General features: G+C 33.7%; 22 protein-coding genes, 2 pseudogenes and 1 other annotated feature. Of the genes and pseudogenes, 18 read left to right on the top strand and 6 right to left on the bottom strand.

Going from position 1 to position 21,078, the window contains the following annotated elements; all coding sequences use genetic code 11:
- Positions 1-16: 16 nt before the first annotated feature.
- The 4 genes from ACVWY7_RS06535 (at position 17) to ACVWY7_RS06520 (ending at position 4,251) form a co-directional block, all read left to right on the top strand.
- A complete protein-coding gene (locus tag ACVWY7_RS06535) occupies positions 17-979 on the top strand; it encodes a PepSY domain-containing protein (protein WP_000731148.1) in 963 nt (320 codons plus the stop codon).
- A gap of 108 nt (positions 980-1,087) precedes the next feature.
- Complete coding sequence (locus tag ACVWY7_RS06530; RefSeq protein WP_000780499.1) at positions 1,088-1,471, top strand: PepSY domain-containing protein; 384 nt, start codon at positions 1,088-1,090, stop codon at positions 1,469-1,471.
- Positions 1,472-1,599: 128 nt separating this feature from the next.
- Positions 1,600-1,848: a binding site (T-box leader), on the top strand.
- 117 nt (positions 1,849-1,965) lie between these two features.
- Complete coding sequence (locus tag ACVWY7_RS06525) at positions 1,966-3,306, top strand: sodium-dependent transporter (protein WP_000814527.1); 1,341 nt, start codon at positions 1,966-1,968, stop codon at positions 3,304-3,306.
- Positions 3,307-3,345: 39 nt separating this feature from the next.
- Positions 3,346-4,251, top strand: a complete 906-nt coding sequence (locus tag ACVWY7_RS06520; protein ID WP_000774251.1) for an alpha/beta fold hydrolase — start codon at positions 3,346-3,348, stop codon at positions 4,249-4,251.
- A gap of 36 nt (positions 4,252-4,287) precedes the next feature.
- Here ACVWY7_RS06520 and ACVWY7_RS06515 read toward each other — a convergent pair whose 3' ends face one another.
- Both ACVWY7_RS06515 and ACVWY7_RS06510 read right to left on the bottom strand, forming a co-directional pair.
- On the bottom strand, positions 4,288-4,863 hold the full coding sequence (locus tag ACVWY7_RS06515) for a nucleotidyltransferase family protein (protein ID WP_000701714.1): 576 nt from the start codon (positions 4,861-4,863) through the stop codon (positions 4,288-4,290).
- 32 nt (positions 4,864-4,895) lie between these two features.
- On the bottom strand, positions 4,896-5,693 hold the full coding sequence (locus ACVWY7_RS06510; RefSeq protein WP_001018773.1) for a lipid II flippase Amj family protein: 798 nt from the start codon (positions 5,691-5,693) through the stop codon (positions 4,896-4,898).
- A 198-nt stretch (positions 5,694-5,891) separates the two neighbouring features.
- On the opposite strand from ACVWY7_RS06510, the gene ACVWY7_RS06505 reads away from it, so the two are divergent.
- From ACVWY7_RS06505 to ACVWY7_RS06480, 6 genes are all read left to right on the top strand, one after another.
- On the top strand, positions 5,892-6,557 hold the full coding sequence (locus tag ACVWY7_RS06505; RefSeq protein WP_000288826.1) for an HAD family hydrolase: 666 nt from the start codon (positions 5,892-5,894) through the stop codon (positions 6,555-6,557).
- A gap of 209 nt (positions 6,558-6,766) precedes the next feature.
- Positions 6,767-8,206, top strand: coding sequence for a GntP family permease (locus ACVWY7_RS06500; protein ID WP_000424309.1), 1,440 nt, complete (start codon positions 6,767-6,769; stop codon positions 8,204-8,206).
- Positions 8,207-8,258: 52 nt separating this feature from the next.
- Positions 8,259-9,461: an alcohol dehydrogenase EutG gene (eutG, locus tag ACVWY7_RS06495; RefSeq protein WP_001158514.1), complete on the top strand. Its 1,203-nt coding sequence runs from the start codon at positions 8,259-8,261 to the stop codon at positions 9,459-9,461.
- 147 nt (positions 9,462-9,608) lie between these two features.
- The gene (locus ACVWY7_RS06490; RefSeq protein ID WP_000848557.1) at positions 9,609-10,307 is read left to right on the top strand and encodes an aspartate/glutamate racemase family protein; all 699 of its coding nucleotides are present in this window, start codon (positions 9,609-9,611) and stop codon (positions 10,305-10,307) included.
- An 87-nt stretch (positions 10,308-10,394) separates the two neighbouring features.
- A complete protein-coding gene (locus ACVWY7_RS06485; protein ID WP_000493246.1) occupies positions 10,395-10,868 on the top strand; it encodes an SAM-dependent methyltransferase in 474 nt (157 codons plus the stop codon).
- Positions 10,865-11,305, top strand: a complete 441-nt coding sequence (locus ACVWY7_RS06480; RefSeq protein WP_001223856.1) for a GNAT family N-acetyltransferase — start codon at positions 10,865-10,867, stop codon at positions 11,303-11,305. Before ACVWY7_RS06485 ends, ACVWY7_RS06480 begins: the two co-directional genes overlap by 4 nt.
- 56 nt (positions 11,306-11,361) lie before the next feature.
- On the opposite strand, the gene ACVWY7_RS06475 is transcribed toward ACVWY7_RS06480, so the two are convergent.
- Both ACVWY7_RS06475 and ACVWY7_RS06470 read right to left on the bottom strand, forming a co-directional pair.
- Positions 11,362-11,889 carry an HAD-IIIA family hydrolase gene (locus ACVWY7_RS06475; RefSeq protein ID WP_000181889.1) on the bottom strand — a complete coding sequence of 176 codons (528 nt, stop codon included), beginning with the start codon at positions 11,887-11,889 and terminating at the stop codon, positions 11,362-11,364.
- Positions 11,890-11,906: 17 nt separating this feature from the next.
- Positions 11,907-12,350: a GNAT family N-acetyltransferase gene (locus tag ACVWY7_RS06470; protein WP_000009789.1), complete on the bottom strand. Its 444-nt coding sequence runs from the start codon at positions 12,348-12,350 to the stop codon at positions 11,907-11,909.
- A gap of 153 nt (positions 12,351-12,503) precedes the next feature.
- Between ACVWY7_RS06470 and ACVWY7_RS06465 the strand changes: the two genes are divergently transcribed.
- From ACVWY7_RS06465 to ACVWY7_RS06440, 6 genes and pseudogenes are all read left to right on the top strand, one after another.
- Positions 12,504-13,214, top strand: a complete 711-nt coding sequence (locus ACVWY7_RS06465) for an ABC transporter ATP-binding protein (protein WP_000895237.1) — start codon at positions 12,504-12,506, stop codon at positions 13,212-13,214.
- Positions 13,207-14,405 (top strand): annotated as a pseudogene (locus tag ACVWY7_RS06460) (ABC transporter permease). The gene ACVWY7_RS06465 and the pseudogene ACVWY7_RS06460 overlap by 8 nt, the downstream one beginning before the upstream one ends.
- A gap of 283 nt (positions 14,406-14,688) precedes the next feature.
- The gene (locus ACVWY7_RS06455) at positions 14,689-15,276 is read left to right on the top strand and encodes a YpjP family protein (protein WP_001134414.1); all 588 of its coding nucleotides are present in this window, start codon (positions 14,689-14,691) and stop codon (positions 15,274-15,276) included.
- A 105-nt stretch (positions 15,277-15,381) separates the two neighbouring features.
- Complete coding sequence (locus tag ACVWY7_RS06450; RefSeq protein WP_001174986.1) at positions 15,382-16,017, top strand: HAD family hydrolase; 636 nt, start codon at positions 15,382-15,384, stop codon at positions 16,015-16,017.
- A 1-nt stretch (position 16,018) separates the two neighbouring features.
- Entirely contained in the window at positions 16,019-16,405 is a 387-nt protein-coding gene (locus ACVWY7_RS06445) for a VOC family protein (protein WP_000854875.1), read from the top strand.
- Between the two features lie 11 nt (positions 16,406-16,416).
- Positions 16,417-17,358: an aminoglycoside phosphotransferase family protein gene (locus ACVWY7_RS06440; RefSeq protein ID WP_000855706.1), complete on the top strand. Its 942-nt coding sequence runs from the start codon at positions 16,417-16,419 to the stop codon at positions 17,356-17,358.
- Between the two features lie 16 nt (positions 17,359-17,374).
- Here ACVWY7_RS06440 and ACVWY7_RS06435 read toward each other — a convergent pair.
- Positions 17,375-17,692 (bottom strand): annotated as a pseudogene (locus ACVWY7_RS06435) (S41 family peptidase); the annotation flags it as partial.
- A gap of 127 nt (positions 17,693-17,819) precedes the next feature.
- Positions 17,820-19,277: a serine hydrolase gene (locus ACVWY7_RS06430; RefSeq protein ID WP_073523097.1), complete on the bottom strand. Its 1,458-nt coding sequence runs from the start codon at positions 19,275-19,277 to the stop codon at positions 17,820-17,822.
- A gap of 198 nt (positions 19,278-19,475) precedes the next feature.
- On the opposite strand from ACVWY7_RS06430, the gene ACVWY7_RS06425 reads away from it, so the two are divergent.
- Together ACVWY7_RS06425 and ACVWY7_RS06420 are read left to right on the top strand one after the other, a co-directional pair.
- Positions 19,476-20,432 carry a thymidylate synthase gene (locus ACVWY7_RS06425; protein WP_000679591.1) on the top strand — a complete coding sequence of 319 codons (957 nt, stop codon included), beginning with the start codon at positions 19,476-19,478 and terminating at the stop codon, positions 20,430-20,432.
- A 19-nt stretch (positions 20,433-20,451) separates the two neighbouring features.
- Positions 20,452-20,940 carry a dihydrofolate reductase gene (locus tag ACVWY7_RS06420; protein ID WP_000637200.1) on the top strand — a complete coding sequence of 163 codons (489 nt, stop codon included), beginning with the start codon at positions 20,452-20,454 and terminating at the stop codon, positions 20,938-20,940.
- Positions 20,941-21,078: the final 138 nt, after the last annotated feature.

Here is a 21,078-nt window from a genome sequence, read left to right as displayed (position 1 = left end):
GATAGGAGCTTTAAACATGAAAAAGAAATGGAAAATTGCATTGTTAGTTTGCTTCACGGTTGTAAGTGTAGCGTTTGTATCACAACGTATTGTTTCTAAGCAAGGAGAAACAATATTATCTGAGAAGCAAATTCAAAGTATTGTTTCTGAACAGTATCCTGGAAAAATTAAAAGTATGAAATTAATAAATAAAGAGGAACAAGATTTTTATAAGGTAAATCTTCTAAATGAACAAGGCTCATATGAAATAATAGTAGATGCCAAAAATGGAGAGATAAAACGCGCAAAAGAAAAATCATTAAAAAGTAATACAATAACGAAAGAGAAAGCGGAAGAAATGGCGCTACAGAAAGTACAAGGTGAAATTAAACATACTATATTAGAAAAGAGAAATGAGATAGAAGTGTTCGTAATTACGGTAGAAACAAATGATAAGCAAAGTAAGGTAGTTGAGATTGAAAAAACAACTGGTCAAATTCAATTGTTAGAGAAACCGATGACAAAAGTTACAGAAGAGCAGGCAAAAGAAATTGCAGTGCAGCAAGTGCCAGGGAATGTAAAGGGAATTAGGCTTGAGCAAAAAAATGAAAAAAATATATATGTAATAGAAATAGAGAAAAATGCAAATGAGAATGTAATAGTAGAAATTGAAGAAACTACAGGCGCTTTTATTGGTACTTCACAAATACAAAAAGTTATAACAGAAGAGCAGGCGAAAGAAGTTGCGTTACAAAAAGTACAAGGTGGATTTATTGAGAAGGTAAGTATAGTTGATATAAATGGTACGGCTACCTATCAAATTATAATAAAAAAACAAACAGAAACGGTTGATGTAAGGGTACATACAATAACAGGAGAAATTATATCAACTACATCAGTAAATAACACTATTCAGCAAAAGGAGTCATCGCAACAACAAGATGACGATCATCAAGAAGAAAGCGACGATGATCAAGATGATGATGATGACGAAGGATAATGACAACAATAAACGGATTCTCATCAAATTTTAATGTTCCTCACAGATTTCTTTCATTTTAACATTTTAGTATGTAAGTAAGAAAGAAATGAAGAGGAGGAATATGAAATGAAATTATGGATTGGAATCGTAATGGTGCTTTTCATTGCTGGAGGGACAGCATATGGTGTGAATGCAATGGAACATGAAGAAACGCGATATGAAGAGAGAGAAGAAAAAAGTTACGAAAGTAAAGAGCTTAGTCCAGAAACAGCTAAACAAATTGCAATTGAAAAGGTAAATGGAGTTGTAGAGGAAATTGATGTAGAACGTATGGACGATAAGGGTGTATATGAAATAGAGGTAGAAACAAACAAAGGTGAGGAAGAAATATATATTAACAAGAAAAACGGGAATATTATAGTGGAAAAGGAATTTGAATTTATTAAAAATGAAGATGAAGATGATGACCAAGGTGAAGACGATATGGAGTATGATGATCTAGATGATTAATAACATCGCCCTATTGTACAAAATTACAACGGAACATTCTTTTCGAAAAAAATAATATATACCTTGACAGTTACCAATATAACCGATATACTTCATATTAATTTCAAAAGAAAATATATTCTAAATATTAAAATGCGTTGAATAGGAGTAGTAAGGTCGTATATTTGTACAGAGAGCTATGGGTTGGTGTGACATAGTCAAATGACATCCTGAACTCGCCTAGGAGCAGTAAGGTGGAACGGAATTACATTCTTAGTAAATCTTAACGGTTAACCTTCGATATTAGGTTTGTAATCGAACGATTACTACTAAGGTGGATTCATAATGGAATCAATAAGGGTGGTACCGCGTTAAGTAAATGGCTTAGCGTCTCTTTATATAAAGAGATGCTGAGCCATTTTTTATTTTATAGAAAAAGAAATGGAGGGTTTATTTGGATAGGTTCATAAAATTTGTTTATTTATATAAAAAGATTTAATTAGGAGGAAAATAAGATGAAACAAACGGAGCAATGGACTTCGAAATTAGGTTTTATAATGGCTGCAGCAGGATCAGCAATTGGACTAGGTGCAATATGGAAGTTTCCTTATATCGCCGGGAAGAGCGGGGGAGGGGCATTCTTTTTAATCTTTATATTATTTACTGTATTAATTGGATTACCACTACTTATAGCTGAATTTATGATTGGACGTAGCACGCAGAAACAAGCAGTTGGCGCATTTAAAAGTATTGCACCAAATACAGGGTGGCACTGGATCGGACGCCTTGGCGTAGGAACGTGTTTTATATTACTTTCGTTTTATAGTGTTGTAGGTGGATGGGTATTCATTTATTTATTCAGAGGAGTAACTGGACAACTTATTACTCCAGGACAAAATTACGGTTCATTATTTACTGAAACAATTGGAAATCCCGCTTGGGCTATTTTGGGACATTTCGCTTTTATGTTCATTACGATTTGGGTTGTATCAAAAGGTGTACAAAACGGAATTGAAAAAGCAAGTAAATATATGTTACCAGCGTTGTTCGTTTTATTTGTGGCTCTTATTGTTCGTTCATTAACACTTGATAATGCGATGCAGGGTGTGAAGTTTTTCTTGCAACCAGATTTTTCAAAGATTACTTCAGAAAGTATTTTGTTCGCAATGGGCCAATCATTCTTTGCGATTAGTATCGGGATTTCTATTATGGTTACGTATAGTTCCTATTTAAATAAAAAAGAAAGTTTACCAAAATCAGCAATAACAATTGTTGGATTGAATTTATTTGTTTCATTATTTGCGGGTCTTGCTATTTTTCCGGCCGTATTTTCATTAGGAATGGAGCCGACAGAAGGGCCTGGATTACTATTTATCGTATTACCATCAGTATTTAGTCAAATTCCATTTGGTGGTTTTTTCTTAACAGTATTTCTTGCACTATTTACATTTGCGACATTAACATCGGCATTTTCTTTACTAGAGACAGTTGTTTCGGCATTAGCAAATGGAGAACAAGAAAGAAGAACAAAGTTATCATGGATGATCGGTTTCTGCATTTTCTTAGTAGGTATACCATCAGCTTTATCATTTGGAGTATGGAGTGATATTACGATTTTCGGAAAGAATATTTTTGATGCTGTAGACTTCTTATCTAGTAATATATTAATGCCACTTGGTGCACTATTCATTAGTATTTTTGTTTCATTCAAAATGGAAAAGAAGGTGCTAGAAGCAGAGTTTTTTGTAGGTGGTAATTATGGAAAGAAAGTATTTACTTGTTGGGCGTTTTTACTTCGATTTGTAGCGCCGCTCGCAATAATTATCGTCTTTTTAAATGTAATAGGGGTTATTTAACAATAAATGTTATAATATTCAGTAAAAAAGGTGATGTTTATGGCCGATTTGATAGAAACAGGGAAATACATGAATATTAGAGGGAAAAAGCTATACGTTGAAACGCATGGAGATCCTAAAAATAAACCAGTTCTATACTTGCATGGTGGACCGGGAGAAAGTTGCTATGATTTTTCATTTCATCAAGCGGAACGTTTAAAAGATTCTTTATATGTAATTATGATAGATCAAAGAGGTGTTTGTCGCTCAGAAGAAATTACTGAAGACGAAGCTTTTGGATTAAATGATTTGATTGAAGACTGTGAGGAATTAAAAAAAGTATTACAAATTAAGAAGTGGTCTATAATTGGACACTCTTTCGGTGGATATTTAGCATTGCTATATGCGTCGATATATCCAGGTTCAATAAAGAAAATAATATTTGAAGGACCAACTTTTGATTTTGCATTAACAAGCAGGGCTTTGTTGCAAAAGACAGGGCATTTATTAAAAAAGTATGGAAAAGAAGAAGTAGCAGAAGAATCTCTTGCTTATTCATCTAGCAATGCGAGTTCAGAAGAGTTGCTAGAAGCTTATATAAGACTAAGTGATGAACTAGAAGAAAAAAGAATGGAGATTTACAATTATAAGGAAGATGGGACAGATGAGAGTTTATATAGTGATGAAGAGTGGGAAGTATTTTCAAATCGCTCCAAGATCCATTTTGATAAATTAAAATTAGAGGGAGCATGTCATACGTCATTATTATCTAAAATAAAAGATGTACAAAATCCAATGTTATTAATAGTAGGAAAACATGATGTAGTAACGTGTGAAAAACAAATTGAAATATTTAATAAAGATGCTCGAAACGGCAAGTATATCGTATTTGAAGAGAGCGGTCATTCACCTCATTATGAGGAAGCAGATAGATTCGCAGAAACAGTCATACATTTTTTAAAATGAAGAAAAGGGTGCTTCTCTTAATAAGAAGCATCCTTTCTAAATTTCTGGATATGTGATTGTAATGCTAGGCCACTTACTTTGCCAATTCTTTTTAATAACTCTATTTTTGTACATATGTAATCGTTCTTTCGATTCAAGAAAATGAGCTGTTGGTCTCACTTGTAAGGAAAGTACATCTTCTATCCCGCACGGAGCTGTTAATATAACATTGTTTTTTTCGTCTAATGTAACTCCTAAAGACGTTGCTGTTTCAGGGAATTTAGAAATAGCATCAACAGAAGAAGAATACGGTGGCATATTATTTACTACATGCATACGGGCTTGATTCTTTACAGACCAAGGGATAGCAGCATCCATATTCATTAATTTCGTTTCTAATGATTGTTCGTATATCTCATCTTTATGTAGACTATCATAATAAATCACATCAACATCAGGCATAGTCGTTTTAGCTTCATAGTTATGTAAAGTATCCCAAATTTTAGAACGAATAAATCCGGCACAAATCCACCAATCAGGTAATTCTAGTGATTTTGCTATTTGTAATACATTCATCATCCATTCGTCGTTTTCTATTAAGCGAACTATATCTTGCTCTGTTTGTATTTTCATTTGTTATCTCACCTTCTTTTTTAGAGAGTGCATTAATTCATAAGCTTTATAATCCATTTAATCCAGTAAGCACCTGGTATGAATAACAGTTGAGCTAGTAATGTACCAAAAAGTCTAGAAATCATTAGCCAAGCATACATTTTACTCATTGCTTCAGCACCTTCTTCTGATTGAAGAGCGCGCTCTGTTAAAAGAGCAATACGTGGATCTAATAGCACTGTTAATAAAATAGTAGCAAAACCATTAATAAGACCAGAAGCTGTAGTGGCTTTTGTTGCGAAAGCTGGAATTAAAAAAGAAGCATATAATGCGGAAAGAACCCCCGCTGTATAAATAGCAGTAGAAAACATGTTAATAACCATAATACGTTTTGGAATACCACCGATACGCAGCCTATGAATCATTTCGAACTTTGGAAACCGTACATATTTTTTTGTGTACTTTAATTTTTGAATGTTATTCGTCTTCATCATTCGAATGAATGAACCATCTGTTTCAAAATTTTGAATGACGTATCCAAATAGTTTTGTCAAAGTTGGATATAGTATAATCGCAAGCAACGTACCAACAGAAGCCGATAATAGAACGAGTCGCATAATATTCTCTAAATCAATAGAAGAATCTAGTTTTGCTTCATCGACAATCCCGCCAAGTAAAAAGGCTTGTAGTAAGTTTGACGTTCTTGAAATGAGTAACACGATTCCTACGACAGATAATGCAACAGCAATCTTCTTTAAACGAACGCCTGCTAAGCGAATACTATAAGAGCTTGTTTCAACTGCGTGGATTACAATTGTGAAAGCCATTATAAAAATTAACGTAATTGCCATTTGTTTCACCAGTTTCTATTAAAATAATTGTAACTTTTTTACTTTATCATATCTATTACATTTTGTAACTGAAAGTATGTGACATAGGAAAAGTAATTTTTCAGAAAAAAAGATAATGATAGTATTATAATAGAAGGGAAAGAGGGGAAATCTGTTATAGGTTACTTATAAAGTAAAACGAGTGGGGGGGATTGAAACGTGTATACAACATATTTATTCGATTTAGATGGAACATTGACGGATCCGAAAGAAGGGATTGTCAATTCAGTATTGTATGCATTAAAAAAGGTTGGCATTGAAGAATTACATATAAGTGAGTTAGATTCATTTATTGGTCCACCCATCCAGCAATCATTCGTAGAGAGATATAATATGAATGAAGGAGAAGTTGAACGAGCTGTTTTTTATTTCAGAGAGTATTTAAAGCAACGTGGATTGTTAGAGAATAATATATACGAGGGTATTCCAATTCTTTTAAAACAATTAAAAGATACAGGCAATCGTTTATTTATAGCAACTTCAAAGCCTACTATTTTTGCTGAACAAGTTATAGAGCATTTTCAACTAACGAATTATTTTGAAGATATCATTGGAAGTAATTTAGATGGTACGAGAATAAAAAAAGAAGAAATCATTGCTCATATTTTACAAACAAATGAAGAACTTAATAAAGAAGAAATTGTTATGATTGGAGATAGAAAGCACGATATAATTGGTGCGAATCAGAATGGAATTGCATCAATCGGCGTTTTATATGGCTATGGTAGTGAAACAGAATTGACTGAAGTGGGTGCAACTCATATCGCAATTGATGTAAAAGAACTACACCATCTTTGTTTAGAAAATAGTTTGATTAAAAAGTAAATATAGAGACTAAAAATCCCTTTATAACGTACGATGATGAAATCGTTTTTTGTTTAAAGGGATTTTTCATATGTAATCGAATACTTATAATTAGACATTTTTAGCATGAAAAATTTGTATGAATAAGAGGAGTGATGTCAGAATCAAAAGATTAGTAGTAAAAGTTTATCAATAATAATTTGAATTTTCTGTTTAAAGGAGGGTTATAATTGGAGCTAGTTATTATATTATTAGCACTTAGTTTACTTATGTTTGTAGCATATAGAGGTTTTTCTGTAATTTTATTTGCACCAATATTTGCATTATTTGCGGTATTTTTGACAGAACCTAGTTTTGTATTACCTTTCTTTTCGAATATTTTTATGGAGAAAATGGTAGGTTTTATTAAACTATATTTTCCTGTATTTTTACTTGGGGCAATATTTGGGAAGGTAGTAGAAATGTCAGGGATTGCGGACTCGATTGCAAAGACAATTATAGAGTTAGTTGGTGAAAAACGTACAATATTAGCGATTGTATTAATGGGTGCTATTTTAACGTATAGTGGTGTTAGTGTGTATGTAGTAGTGTTTGCTGTATATCCGTTCGCAGCTAAATTGTTTCGACAAGCGAATATTCCAAAACGTTTAATCCCTGGAACAATCGTGCTTGGAGCGGTCACGTTTACGATGGATGCGCTACCTGGATCACCACAAATTCAAAACGTAATACCTACAACGTTTTTTAAAACAGACATTTATGCTGCACCAATACTTGGTATTGTAGGGGCAATTTTTGTTCTTACATTAGGTTTACTATATTTAGAGAGTAGACGTAAGAAGGCGAAAGCAGCTGGAGAAGGATATTATGGTTTTAACGATGGAAATACTGAAATGGCAGCTTCTTTACAAGCAGAACAAAAAGATATACCGTTACTGAAAAGCCTTGAAATTACAAGAGCACAGCAAGCAATTGCTTTTATACCACTTATTTTAGTAGGTGTAATGAATAAAGTGTTTACTATTATGATACCGAAGTGGTATCCGAATGGTTTTGATTTTTCTGCAATTGGTATGAAAGCATTTGGAAAAGTAGAATTAAGTGCAGTAGTTGGAATCTGGTCAGTAGAATTGGCACTTATTATAGGTATAGTAACAACATTATTATTATATTGGAAACGAGTCGTAACAGGATTTCAAGCTGGATTAAATACAAGTATTGGTGGGGCGCTACTGGCAACGATGAATACAGGAGCTGAGTTTGGATTCGGTGGTGTCATCGCAGCACTTCCAGGATTCGCAATTATGAGAGATGGCATTTCTGCCACATTCACAAATCCTCTTGTGAATGGAGCAGTAACGACGAATATTTTAGCTGGTATTACAGGCTCTGCATCAGGAGGAATGGGAATTGTTTTAAGTGCAATGGGTGATAAGTTTATTGCAGCGGCCAATCAATTCGATATTCCATTAGAAGTAATGCATCGTATTGTGTCAATGGCATCAGGAGGAATGGATACATTACCACATAACGGGGCTATTATTACTATTCTTACAGTAACAGGTTTAACACATAAACAGTCATATAAAGATATTTTTGCAATTACTGTTTTGAAAACGGTTGCTGTGTTTTTAGTTATTGCATTCTATACAGTAACAGGAATTTATTAAGTCGATATATTATGAACTAAAATATTAATTAGGGTAAGAAGGGGTGGAGTACTTGCAAGAAGTTGCTGAGTTTCGTATGCCGAAGTCTGTATTATATGGAAGAAATTCTCTTGAAAAGCTGTGGGAACAATCTAAGAAATTCGGGAAAAGAGCGTTTATAGTTACGGATACAATTATGGAGGATTTAGGATATGTTGAGAGGTGTATACAACAATTAAATACGAAAGGTATAACTGTTATTACATATAATAAAGTAAATGCTGAGCCTACAAATATACACGTGTTAGAGGCGTTAACTATTTGTAAAGAAGGAAAGTGTGATTTTATAATCGGTCTTGGTGGTGGAAGTTGTATTGATGCAGCAAAAGCAGTTGCGGTGTTATATACAAATGGCGGAGAAGTGGAAGATTATGTCCAAAAGGATAGGGAAATAGACAATGATCCGCTACCACTTATTGCAATCCCAACAACCTCTGGAACTGGATCGGAAGTAACAAGTGTAGCAGTAATTACGAATAAACGAACAGATGTAAAAATGATGATGAAGCATCCGAGTTTTACCCCGCAAGTAGCAATTATTGACCCAATTTTAACACGTTCGGTACCACCTCACATTACAGCAGCAACAGGGATCGATGCTTTATGTCATGCAGTCGAAGCATATATTTCTAAAGTTTCACAATCACTTACAGATGTATTAGCTCTTTCCGCTATTGAAAGTATTATGAAATATTTACGTATTGCATATGAAGATGGAGAGAATATGGAGGCAAGAGAAGCGATGATGATAGCGTCCTTACAAGCTGGAATTGCATTTTCTAATGCATCTGTTACATTAGTTCATGGAATGTCGAGACCAGTAGGAGCATTATTTCATGTACCACATGGTATATCGAATGCAATACTATTACCTACAGTTTTAGAATATACAAAAGGTAGTGCGGTAAAAAAACTAGCGGAAATTGGCCGCTGTTTAAATAAAGATTTGTATTCCTATTGTGATGAAGAAGTAGCCGACTACACGCTGAGGGAAATAAAAAAACTTTGTTTTGATCTTCATATTCCAAATTTAAAAGAATACGGAATTGGTGAGCTTGAATTTGAAAAAGCTATTTCTAAAATGGCGTCAGATGCAATTGAAAGTGGAAGTCCAGCGAATAACCCACGTGTGCCATCATATGATGAAATTAAACAGTTGTATCGAGAATGTTTTCATTATAAATATGAAGATTCAATAAAAACATTAGGGAATTAATTTCAGAATATTCTTATAAAATTTCCTTGGAAATAGTTAAAACAAGGCTTTATATTTCAAACGTAAAGTCTTGCTTTATTATGTATAATATACATAATAAAATGTTGTAATTAACTTTAAAAAATAGTGTAAGGTAGGTGTAAGTTAATGAAAACGATAGGTTTAATTGGTGGTATGAGTTGGGAATCAACTGCTGAATATTATCGAATCATAAATGAAGAAATAAAAAGTAGATTAGGTGGGTTACATTCAGCTAAATGTTTAATTAATAGTGTAGACTTTGAAGAGATTGAACGATATCAGTCTAGCGGTGATTGGGATAGTGCAGGAGAAATTCTAGGGAATGCAGCATATTCGTTACAAAAGGGAGGAGCAGATTTTATAATTATTTGTACAAATACAATGCATAAAGTAGTTGAGAAAATAAAGGAGAATATTCATATTCCAATCTTACATATTGCTGATGCAACTGCAAAAGAAATTAAAAGAAAAGATATTCAAACAGTTGGTTTGCTTGGAACTAAATATACAATGGAGCAAGATTTCTATAAGTCACGTATTGAAGAGAATCATATAAAAGTAGTGGTACCATCAGAAAAGGATAGAGATAAGGTAAATGAAGTAATATATACAGAATTGTGCTTAGGAAAGATAACATCTCAATCTAGAGAGTATTATAAAAGGGTTATAGAAAATCTAATACAAGAAGGGGCCCAAGGAATTATTTTAGGATGTACAGAAATAGGATTATTAATTAAACAGGAAGACGTATCAGTTCCGATATTCGATACAACTTACATACATGCAGTTGAAGCAGTTCATTTCGCTTTACGAAATAGAGTATAATTATATTATGTAACCTAGTTCGTGTATGTGGAAAACATTCAGAAAATATTTTATAATGTAAGTGGTTACATTTAAGGGGGAATGCGTATGTTCTCGGTTCAACCAATCGCATTTGTACATAATGAAAGAAAGGAAATAAAAGATGATGAGTGGGGAGAAGTAAGATCCTGTATTACTTTAACTGAAATGTATACAGAGGAAAGTATACAAGGGATTGAAGATTTTTCTCATATTGAAATTGTTTTTTATTTTCATAAAGTAACTGATGAACAAATTCAATATGTTGCTAGACATCCTAGAAATAATCATGATTATCCTAAAGTAGGTATTTTTGCACAGCGCGGGAAAAATCGTCCGAATCGCATAGGGGCAACAATTGTAAAGGTGATCAAAAGAGAAGGTAAATCAATTATTGTTGAGGGGTTAGATGCTATTGATGGCACCCCTATATTGGATATAAAGCCAATAATGAAAGAGTTTATGCCGAGAGAAGAAATTGTACAGCCTAAATGGGCAACGGATATAATGAGACAGTATTGGAAGGGGAATGGAGTAAAATGAGAATATATGAGGCAACAATTGCAGATTTAGATGGACTAGCATCAGTTTTTAATAACTATCGTATGTTTTATAGACAAGATTCCGATATAGAAGGAGCAAAAGTATTTTTACGAAATCGAATGGAGAGAAAAGAATCCGTTATTTTCGTGGCAGTTGAAGACGGTGAATATATTGGGTTCACACAATTATACCCATCATTTTCTTCTATTTCGATGAAAGAATTATGGATTTTAAATGATTTATTTGTGCAAGCCGCTAAGCGCGGAGCAGGAACAGGAAAAAAATTATTAGAAGCTGCGAAAGAATTTGCCTTAGAAAATGGTGCAAAAGGTGTAAAATTACAAACAGAGATTGATAATTTATCAGCGCAGCGATTATATGCTGAAAATGGATATTTGAGAGATAATCGTTATTTCCATTATGAATTAACGTTTTAAATAATAATAGATTAAAAGAGGCGCTTTCATTTTGAAGGCGTCTCTTTTAATTAGCATTATAGTTGATTTAAAACCCAATTTGTCGCATCTTCAAAGTTTTCTGCAATGTAGTTTGGTTCAATATGTGCCCACTTGTCTCGGTACGTATGTAAAGCGTCGTATCCAGCGCCTGTTCGTACTAAAATTGTTGTCGCATTCACTTTTGCTCCCGCAACGATATCAGTCCAGCGATCACCAATTACAGCGCATTGTGTTAAATCAAGCCCATGTTTTTCCGCTGCTTGCAGAAGCATACCTGTACTTGGTTTCCGGCATTCACAACCACCACCATGTTTATGAGGACATACGTAAATATCATCAAAACCGAAGCTTTTTAATTCTTGTGAAAAATCGGCTATAGTCGCTATCCCATCCGCGATACCTGGTTGATTTGTGAAAGAGAAAATTTTTATATGATTAGCTTTTAATTTTTGCAGTGATGCTTTTGTAAAAGGAAATAATGTAAATGATCCTGGATAATGTATTGTAGTGTCGCCGCCAATTGTACCGTCACGATCAATGAAAATTGCTTGAATGTTTGTCATAGTTATAGTCCTTTCCATTAAAAAGTAGTTTGAAAATGTTTTACAAATCGATAGCCATTTACTTCATATCCTAATTTTTTGTAAAAAGGATGAGCTTCTACTCTTTTTGTTCCACTAACTAGCCATGTGCCAATGCAATTATGCTTCTTTGCTAATTGCTCTGCATAATCCATTAATATGTGCCCAATGCCTTTTCGTCGTATTGTAGAATCAACGCTAATAATTGAAATTTCTCCATACCGAGTTATATCTTCTAAATTTTCACGTATACGAAACCCGAGTAATCCAAATATAGTTTTTTCTTCCTCATAAACATATAAAAAATCAAAAGGACTCATTTGTACGAATTGCAATCGGTTGTTCATATCCTCATACGAAATAGAGGAACCTTTTAGTTCTGTTGTTAAAGAGCAAAGTGCATCTATATCGTCTATCGTAGCTTCACGAATTTGAAAAGACATATTATCCACTCCAATAAAATGTAATCAAATATTTATTATTCTGTTTAAAAATATTTTTTTCTGCTAGGAAAGTAAATATTTTATAATGATATATAGATAGTTATATGTTATTCTTTTCCTTGTTTGTCTTGGAAATGGAAAGAAGGGGAATGTATGTTAGAAGTAAATATCCGCTCTGCTGGATATGAAATAGGTGAAAAAACAATTCATGATATCGCTTTTTCTATTGAAAAAGGTGAATTAGTTGCTCTTATTGGCGCAAATGGTGCTGGAAAAAGTACGACGATTAAAACAATGCTAGGGTTGCTTGTAAATGTGAATGGTGAAATATCATTTGGTGAAAAGAAAAATCCATATGCATACGTACCAGAACATCCAACTTATTATGATTATTTGACGCTCTGGGAACATATTGAATTATTAATGGCTGCTCTAGGGAACGAAGTAGGAAGCTGGGAAAGGAGAGCAGAAGAGTTATTACATCTGTTTCGAATGGATAAGCATAAACATGAGTATTTATCAAAGTTTTCTAAAGGTATGAAACAAAAATCGATGCTTATATTAGCGTTTTTAACAGAACCAGATTTTTATATTATTGACGAACCTTTTATCGGACTAGATCCAGTGGCTACGAAAGAGTTTTTAAGTTATTTATACAAAGAAAAAGAACGCGGGGCAGGAATTTTACTTTGTACGCACGTATTAGATACAGCTGAAAGAATTTGCGAAAGATTTTTACTCATCTCACAAGGTACATTAGTCGCAGATGGCCATTTAGAGGCAATTCAAACGTTAGCAGAAATGCCAGGAAGTTCATTATTAGATTGTTTTGATGTAATCGTAAGGCGTGAACAGCATGATTAAAAAACAATTTTATAAAAGATTACGCCATGAACTAGGGCGGAAATGGAAGTCTATCCGGTCGGTAACAGATTGGACAGTCGCATTATATATTATTATTCCAGCATTTATATTTATGGGAATCTATTATCGATCACTCTGGATAAACGAATTATCAATGGAAGAGATAATTTATTTTGGATTAGGTTTACTAGCATTTTATCTAGTAACATATACGAGAGGAGTTCGTTCATTTTTTGAACAAGCGGATAGTTTATTTTTAATTTCGTATCCCGCTCACATGCAAAAATTAATCCAGTATGGCATGACATATACGTTTATTCGAATAGCGATAACGAATGTAGTAGTTGTTGTTGCTATGTTACCAGTGTTGATGAAAAGTATTGGAGTGACGAAGATACAAGTCGTATTATTTTGGTTATTCTTTACTCTATTTCGATGTATGTTGTCGTTATTAACGAGATATATTCATGTACGTGTGGGGAAAGGCTGGCTACTATGGATTATAAAAAATGTAATATTTTCTATAAGTCTATCCTTTTTGGGAATGAGCCTGTTTCTTATTTATAAAAATCCATTTTATTCTATACTATGTATCGGTCTAGTAGTTTTTCTAATTATCGCATTGATAAAAGAAAAACTAAATTATAGAAATTCCTTTTTTAAAGAAGTTGAAAAAGAAAAAGAAGAAAGTATGCGCTGGATGAGTGGGATTATGCAAGTTGGTGGTCATGCAGCTAAACCGAGTAGTTCGAATAAAAAGCCGTGGATGTTTCCACGTTCTAAAAAGTTTTTAGGGAAGAAAACTGATGATCGTATTGTTGAATCCTTTTTGAAAGAATTTTTCCGTACAAGTAGTGCACGAATATTTTATATTCAAATTGTATGTATAAGCGCGATAAGTATTGTTATGAGTCCTAGGTGGATTGCAGCTATTATTCTTGCATTTGCTTTATTTGCAATTTCCCGCTATGCACGCGATTATTGGGCTGAATTTGCGAAAAAAATGTTTCTTCATTTATATTGTGATGAAGGCAAATTACTATTGTTAAGATGGAAGGCAGATCGCTATTTATTACTTCCAGTAATCCTTTTTTATGGAATAATTATCCTTTCTTATTTTTATTTATTAGCAGCTGTAATTGCCGGATTATTTTTATAGTATGGATTGGTTGGATTGTATTTTTACCATAGAAAAAGAGCCGAAAAATGGCTCTTTTTCTAATCTGTCACACATTGATAAATAAAATATACTAAAACGAGTATGCTTGCGGCGGAATACATGACATCTAAAGTCATCGGATCTCCTCCTCATTATTGTTGTATTTTTATTGTATGAAATCTTACAATTTCATATTCAAGTGAAAAATATGTGAACGTTAACAAAATTGTAAAGTGCAAAAATTACAATCATTTTGTATAATAGAGGAAACGACCGTTATATAAAATATAATGAGTGAAAGGGGAGGAAACATACATGCCAAATTGGTTTAGAAAAACCTTAGTCGCATTAATTACCGTATTTACATTTGGTTTAGTGACGCCTCCTTCCATATTGCTTGATAATGCCAAAGCTGCGGACAAGCCTACAAGCACAGCTGGGCAACAAAATTTGGAGAGTACGTCCTATACATATGAAGAAACGAATGACAGGTTAACCACCGATACTTTTATTACTTACGCAATGCAAGAAGCAGAGAAGCAGTCGATGCAAAAGTTTGGCACTAAAATTGGTCCAGTAATTGAAGATGAGTTTAAGGATGTAATATTACCGAAAATTGAAGAGGCAATTGCTGAACTAGCAAATGATGTGCCAGAAGAATCGCTACAATCATTAGCAATTTCTCAAAAACCAGCGGGTGGAAATAATGAAAAGATTTTTCACGTTTACGATACGAAAACAGGAAATGACTTATTGCGTTTCCACGTAAGAAGAGATCATCCACCGCAAGATGGTTATTATTTTAATTTCCACTATCACCGTTTTGATGATGGGTACTCAGGACATCATGAGTTAGGAAATATTTATTGGAATACGAATGTGCCGCCAAAATGGCTTTCTTAAAAAGAACGAGAGAAATCTTGTTCTTTTTTATGTTTATAGAAGGGTAAGACAACTATGTTGTTGAATAAGATAGGTTTAGAAAAAAGAAGTAAAAGGAGTATGGGAATGCAAAAATATATTGTTTTTGACTTTGATGGCACATTAGTAGATTCACAAAATATATTTGTACCAATTTATAATCAAATTGCTGAAAAGCACGGATATAAAACGGTAAGGGAAGAAGAAATCGAGTATTTACGCAAGTTAACGATGCCAGAGAGATGTAAACAACTCGATGTACCGCTGTATAAACTACCAATATTAGCGCTGGAGTTTTATAAATTGTATCAACCTGCTATAAAAGATCTTATTTTGTTCCATGGGATGAAAGATGTATTAGACGAACTACATAAAGAAGGCTACGGAATTGCAGTCATATCATCGAACTCAGAGGAGCATATTCGGGCGTTTTTACACAATAATGATATAGAAAATATACAAGAAGTGTATTGTTCTAAAAATTTGTTCGGTAAAGATAAAATGATTAAAAGGTTTTTAAAATTGAAAAAGATAACGGAGAAAGATATGTTATACGTTGGTGATGAACAGAGAGATGTAGCGGCTTGTAAAAAGGCAGGGGTGAATGTAATTTGGGTATCTTGGGGATATGATGTCATTGAAACAGTGAAAAAAGATGCACCAGATTATATGGTCAATACACCTATGGAAATTGTACAAGTAGTACAAGGGGAGTATTCTTAATATGAAGACACTTCGAGCAGGTATTCATCATATTGAATTTTGGGTAGCGAATTTAGAGGAGTCCGTTTCTTTTTATGATATGTTATTTTCTATAATTGGATGGAGAAAGTTAAATGATATATCATATAGTACAGGTGAAAGTGAAATATATTTTAAAGAAGTAGATGGGGAGATTGTAAAGACTTTAGGACCAAGACATATTTGTTACCAAGCTATTAATAGAGAAGTAGTTGATGAGGTAGCAGAGTTTCTTTCTAGCACGAAAATAAAGATAATACGTGGTCCGATGGAAATGAACCATTATTCAGATGGGTACTATACAATTGATTTTTACGACCCGAATGGGTTTGTTATAGAAGTAGCTTATACACCAAATGCAGAAATGTAAGGGGAATGAAAATGAAAACAATGACAGCATGGCAAAATAATATACAAATAGTAAAAGATGCAGCGAATATTGAAGAAATTTCTAAAGGTTTTTCACCTGATAAAAAATATATAGTTACAACAATTGATGATGAAAAATATTTGTTACGGATTGGCGATATACAAGAGTATGAAAGAAGAAAAATAGAGTTTCAAATTTTAAATGAAATGGCAAAACGTAACGTACAGGCACAAAGGCCGATTGAAATAGGTATATTGGAAGATGAAAGTGTATGCTATAGTATTTTTTCATATTTAGAAGGGGAAGATGCAAAGAAGCTATTGCCTACGTATTCACCAAAAGAACAATATGAAATTGGTATAGAGGCAGGAAAAGATTTAGCAAAAATGCATATATATGAAGCTCCTAAGGATTTACTTCCATGGTATGAAAGAGCAATGAAAAAACATCAAAAATATGTAGAGGCATATAAAACGTGCGGAATAAAAATAAAAAATGATGATAAGATCATTAAGTTTATCGATGAAAATGAAATGTATTTACAAAACCGCCCCAATCGATTTCAACACGATGATTTTCATTTAGAAAATATAATTGTACGGGATGGGAAATATGTAGGTGTTGTTGATTTTAATGGTTATGATTGGGGCGATCCACTCCATGATTTTGTAAAAATTGCACTATTTGCAAGGGACATTAGTATCCCATACTCAATCGGACAAATAGAAGGATACTTTAATGGTATAATACCAGTGGAGTTCTGGAAGTTATATGCTGTGTACGTTGGCATGACAGTTTTCTCTTCAGTTGTCTGGACATTACGAGCAGCACCGCATATGTTAGATGATACGTTAGAGCGTCTTACTATCATTTTAGAGGATCATAAAGACTTTGAGCTATTAAAGCCAATTTGGTTTCAACCAGAAAAAATTAATATGAAAAATAATAGGTAGGTGTGATTCACACCTACCTATTATTTTTTACCATTCTTCGTTTTGAAGTGGATGTAATATATAGGCGGTCTTCGTATCTTTTTACTTGAAAGCCAACACTGTTAAGCGTTTGATTGTTAGAGAGCATTTTGAAAAACATATGATTATCTTTAAAGTCTAATAAGTAATCACGTACAATCTCAGTAAATTGTACTGGTGTTAGTTCTCCTTGCTTCTCTAGTTTCTCGATTGTCTGTAAATAAGTAGAAGGATCGTCCCATCCTTTCTTATCTATACAACCTGAATAATCGTGATGAGTAATCGAAATAATTTCTTTAAAAATTTCTATGTACACAGCTTTTCCTCCTGATAATTCAAATAGTTAAATAAAGGGATTCTTTATTCAATGCTTAAAATCCTTTATTTGGATGGGGATTGTAATGAAAAATAGAGGGACGTGTTATCATCCCTCTATTAAAACTTTATTTAATTTTCTTAAATGCAAGCGGCTGAGTACTTAACATTGCTGGTACATGTAACTGAAGGGATGGGAATTCACCGTTCACATTCATTTCATATGCAAATAATAGATTCATCTTCATTTGGAATAAGTCAACTTTTGCAGAGAAGATGTCGTAATGATGATGCCCCAATTGAATGTCCATCTCCATAAATTGTACAACTAACGAATCATCTTGCTTGTATACTTGTAATGTTCCGTATGCCGGATGTTCGAAAGTACCAGTATAATCTTCTAATTTATGAGAAGGTGTAGTTCCTTTTATTTGTTCTGGAACGGATTCAGTCGCTTCTTTCATCATCTCCTTCATTTTTTCCGTATCTTCTACAGCACGTTTATGCCAATCAATGGATTCTAATTCAAGCAGTTCGTCATAAATTTGATTAGCGAGATAAGTAGGCAGTAATGTGCCTCCAGCATTCGTTAAAATGACAAGGCCGATGTTTTCTGTTGGCATGAAAGAAACAAGCGCTGAAAACCCATCAATATTACCACCATGATGAATCACCTTATTACCACAATAAGCGCTAATAAACCAACCAAGGCCGTAACTATTTAATGGAGATTCAGGAAGTGATAAAACTGGTTGATCTGGAATTGAATTGTGCGGTGTATACATTTGTTGTAATAATTCAGGAGAAATTAATTCATGCTCTCCAAATTTTCCATTGTTTAAGTGAAGAAGTACCCAATTGGCCATATCTTCAATTGTAGAATTAATACACCCAGCAGCGCCAACGGTATCGATGTTGCGGAATGGAACTTCTTTTATTTCACCATCATTTTCAATGTAAGGTAAAGCATAGTCTTCTGTCGTTTGTGAATCGGTAACAGAGAAGTTTGTATGTCTCATATTTAAAGGCTCTAAAATATGTTCTGTAGCGTATTGCTCCCACGTTTGATTCGTGATGTTTTCTACAATATAGCTAATTGTCGCATACATTAAGTTGTTATATAGAAATGATGTGCGGAACGGTGCATCAAGTGGTAAATGTTTTATTTTTTCAACGAGATCTTTTCGAGATAAGGAAGAGCTATACCAAAGAGCGTCATGGCGGCTTACGCCAGTTCGATGAGAAGCTAAATCTCGTCCGGTAACTTGTGAGCTAGCAAGTAGTTCAGATAAAGAGAAGTTTTGTATATAAGACTGGACAGGAGCATCCCAATTAAACTTTTTTTGCTGCGCTAATAAGCTTAATGAAAGTGTGCCAAAAGCTTTCGTTGAGGAACCGATTGCAAACAAAGTACGCGGTGTAACAGGGGCTTTTGTCTCTAAATTACGATAGCCGAAACCTTCTGAAATAATCATTTCACCGTCTTTTATAACAGCTACAGCAGCACCAGGAACATTTAAATCCTGCATCATTTTTTCAACCGTTGTTTGTAAAGAAGTCATAACAGGAGTTTCAATTTTAGACATACTTTTAACCTCCAAATATAATTTTTGTTCTACCGCACTATACTTTCGGTAATAGAAAATGAAAACCTTTTTAATTATGGAAAGTTAATAATTTTGTAAGAATTACCGTGAGAAATTTTATTAATTAAGATTATTAAATTTACCATTTTTCATGTTATGATAAATTTTATATAAGATTGAAAGAAGGTTTTTCTACATATGAAACATGCTGAAAATGAATACTTAAATTTATGCCGCCATGTAATGGAACATGGTACGAAGAAAGAAGATCGTACAGGGACAGGCACTGTATCTGTATTTGGATATCAAATGCGTTTTGATTTAAGTAAAGGTTTTCCTTTATTAACGACAAAGAGAGTACCGTTTCGCCTTGTAGCAAGTGAATTGCTTTGGTTTATGAAAGGTGATACAAATATTCGTTATTTATTGCAGCATAATAATAACATTTGGAATGAATGGGCATTTAAGAGCTGGATAGAAAGTGACGAGTATACTGGTCCTGACATGACTGATTTCGGTCTTCGCTCACAACAAGATGAGGAATTTAAAGTGCAGTACGATGAGCAAATGGAATTGTTTAAAAAGAACGTTTTAGAAGATGATGATTTCTCAAATAAATATGGTTATTTAGGAGACGTATACGGTAAGCAGTGGCGTGCTTGGAAAACAACAGCCGGTGAGACACTCGATCAATTAAAAGATGTAATTGAAATGATTAAGAAAACGCCAGATTCGCGTCGCCTAATTGTTTCTGCTTGGAATCCTGAAGATGTACCAAGTATGGCATTACCACCTTGTCATACACTATTCCAATTTTATGTAGCAGATGGCAAACTTTCTTGTCAGCTATATCAAAGAAGTGGTGACATATTCCTTGGAATTCCATTTAACATTGCAAGTTACTCACTACTGACACATTTAATTGCACATGAATGCGGACTTGAAGTGGGAGAATTTGTTCATACAATTGGAGATGCACACATTTATACAAACCATTTTGAGCAAGTAGAAAAGCAATTGGCACGTGAACCACGTCCATTCCCGAAACTTACACTAAATCCAGATGTGAAATCTGTGTTTGATTTTGAAATGGAAGATTTAACAATTGAAGGATATGATCCACATCCAGCAATTAAAGCACCAGTTGCAGTGTAATTGTAGAGGAGATGAAAAGATGATAGTTTCATTTATGGTCGCAATGGACGAGAATCGAGTAATTGGTAAAGATAATAATTTACCTTGGCGCTTACCAAGTGAATTGCAGTATGTAAAGAAAACAACGATGGGTCATCCGCTTATTATGGGGAGAAAGAACTATGAAGCGATTGGTAGACCACTGCCTGGAAGACGTAATATTATTGTAACTCGCAATGAAGGGTATCATGTTGAAGGTTGTGAAGTAGCACATTCTGTAGAAGAAGTGTTTGAGCTATGCAAAAATGAAGAAGAAATCTTTATTTTTGGAGGGGCGCAAATTTATGATCTCTTTTTACCTTACGTAGATAAGTTATATATAACAAAAATTCATTATGCATTTGAAGGAGATACGTTCTTCCCAGAAATGGATATGACAAATTGGAAAGAAGTTTTTGTTGAAAAAGGTTTAACGGATGAAAAAAATCCGTATACGTACTATTATCATGTATACGAAAAGCAACAATAATAATAAAGATTGATGTGAATATTTGCATCAATCTTTTTATTTAGCGTGCCCAGCTAAGCTGGGCACTGCTTGCTGGTGAAAGTCCAGCCTAGGTAAGAGCCAAGTCGCCTAGTAGCTGACAGGCAACTGGTGGAGAAA

This window comes from Bacillus sp. TE9106W (assembly GCF_054062215.1).
Note: the sequence above shows the minus strand (reverse complement) of the source record. Positions and strands in the feature narration are given on the sequence as shown.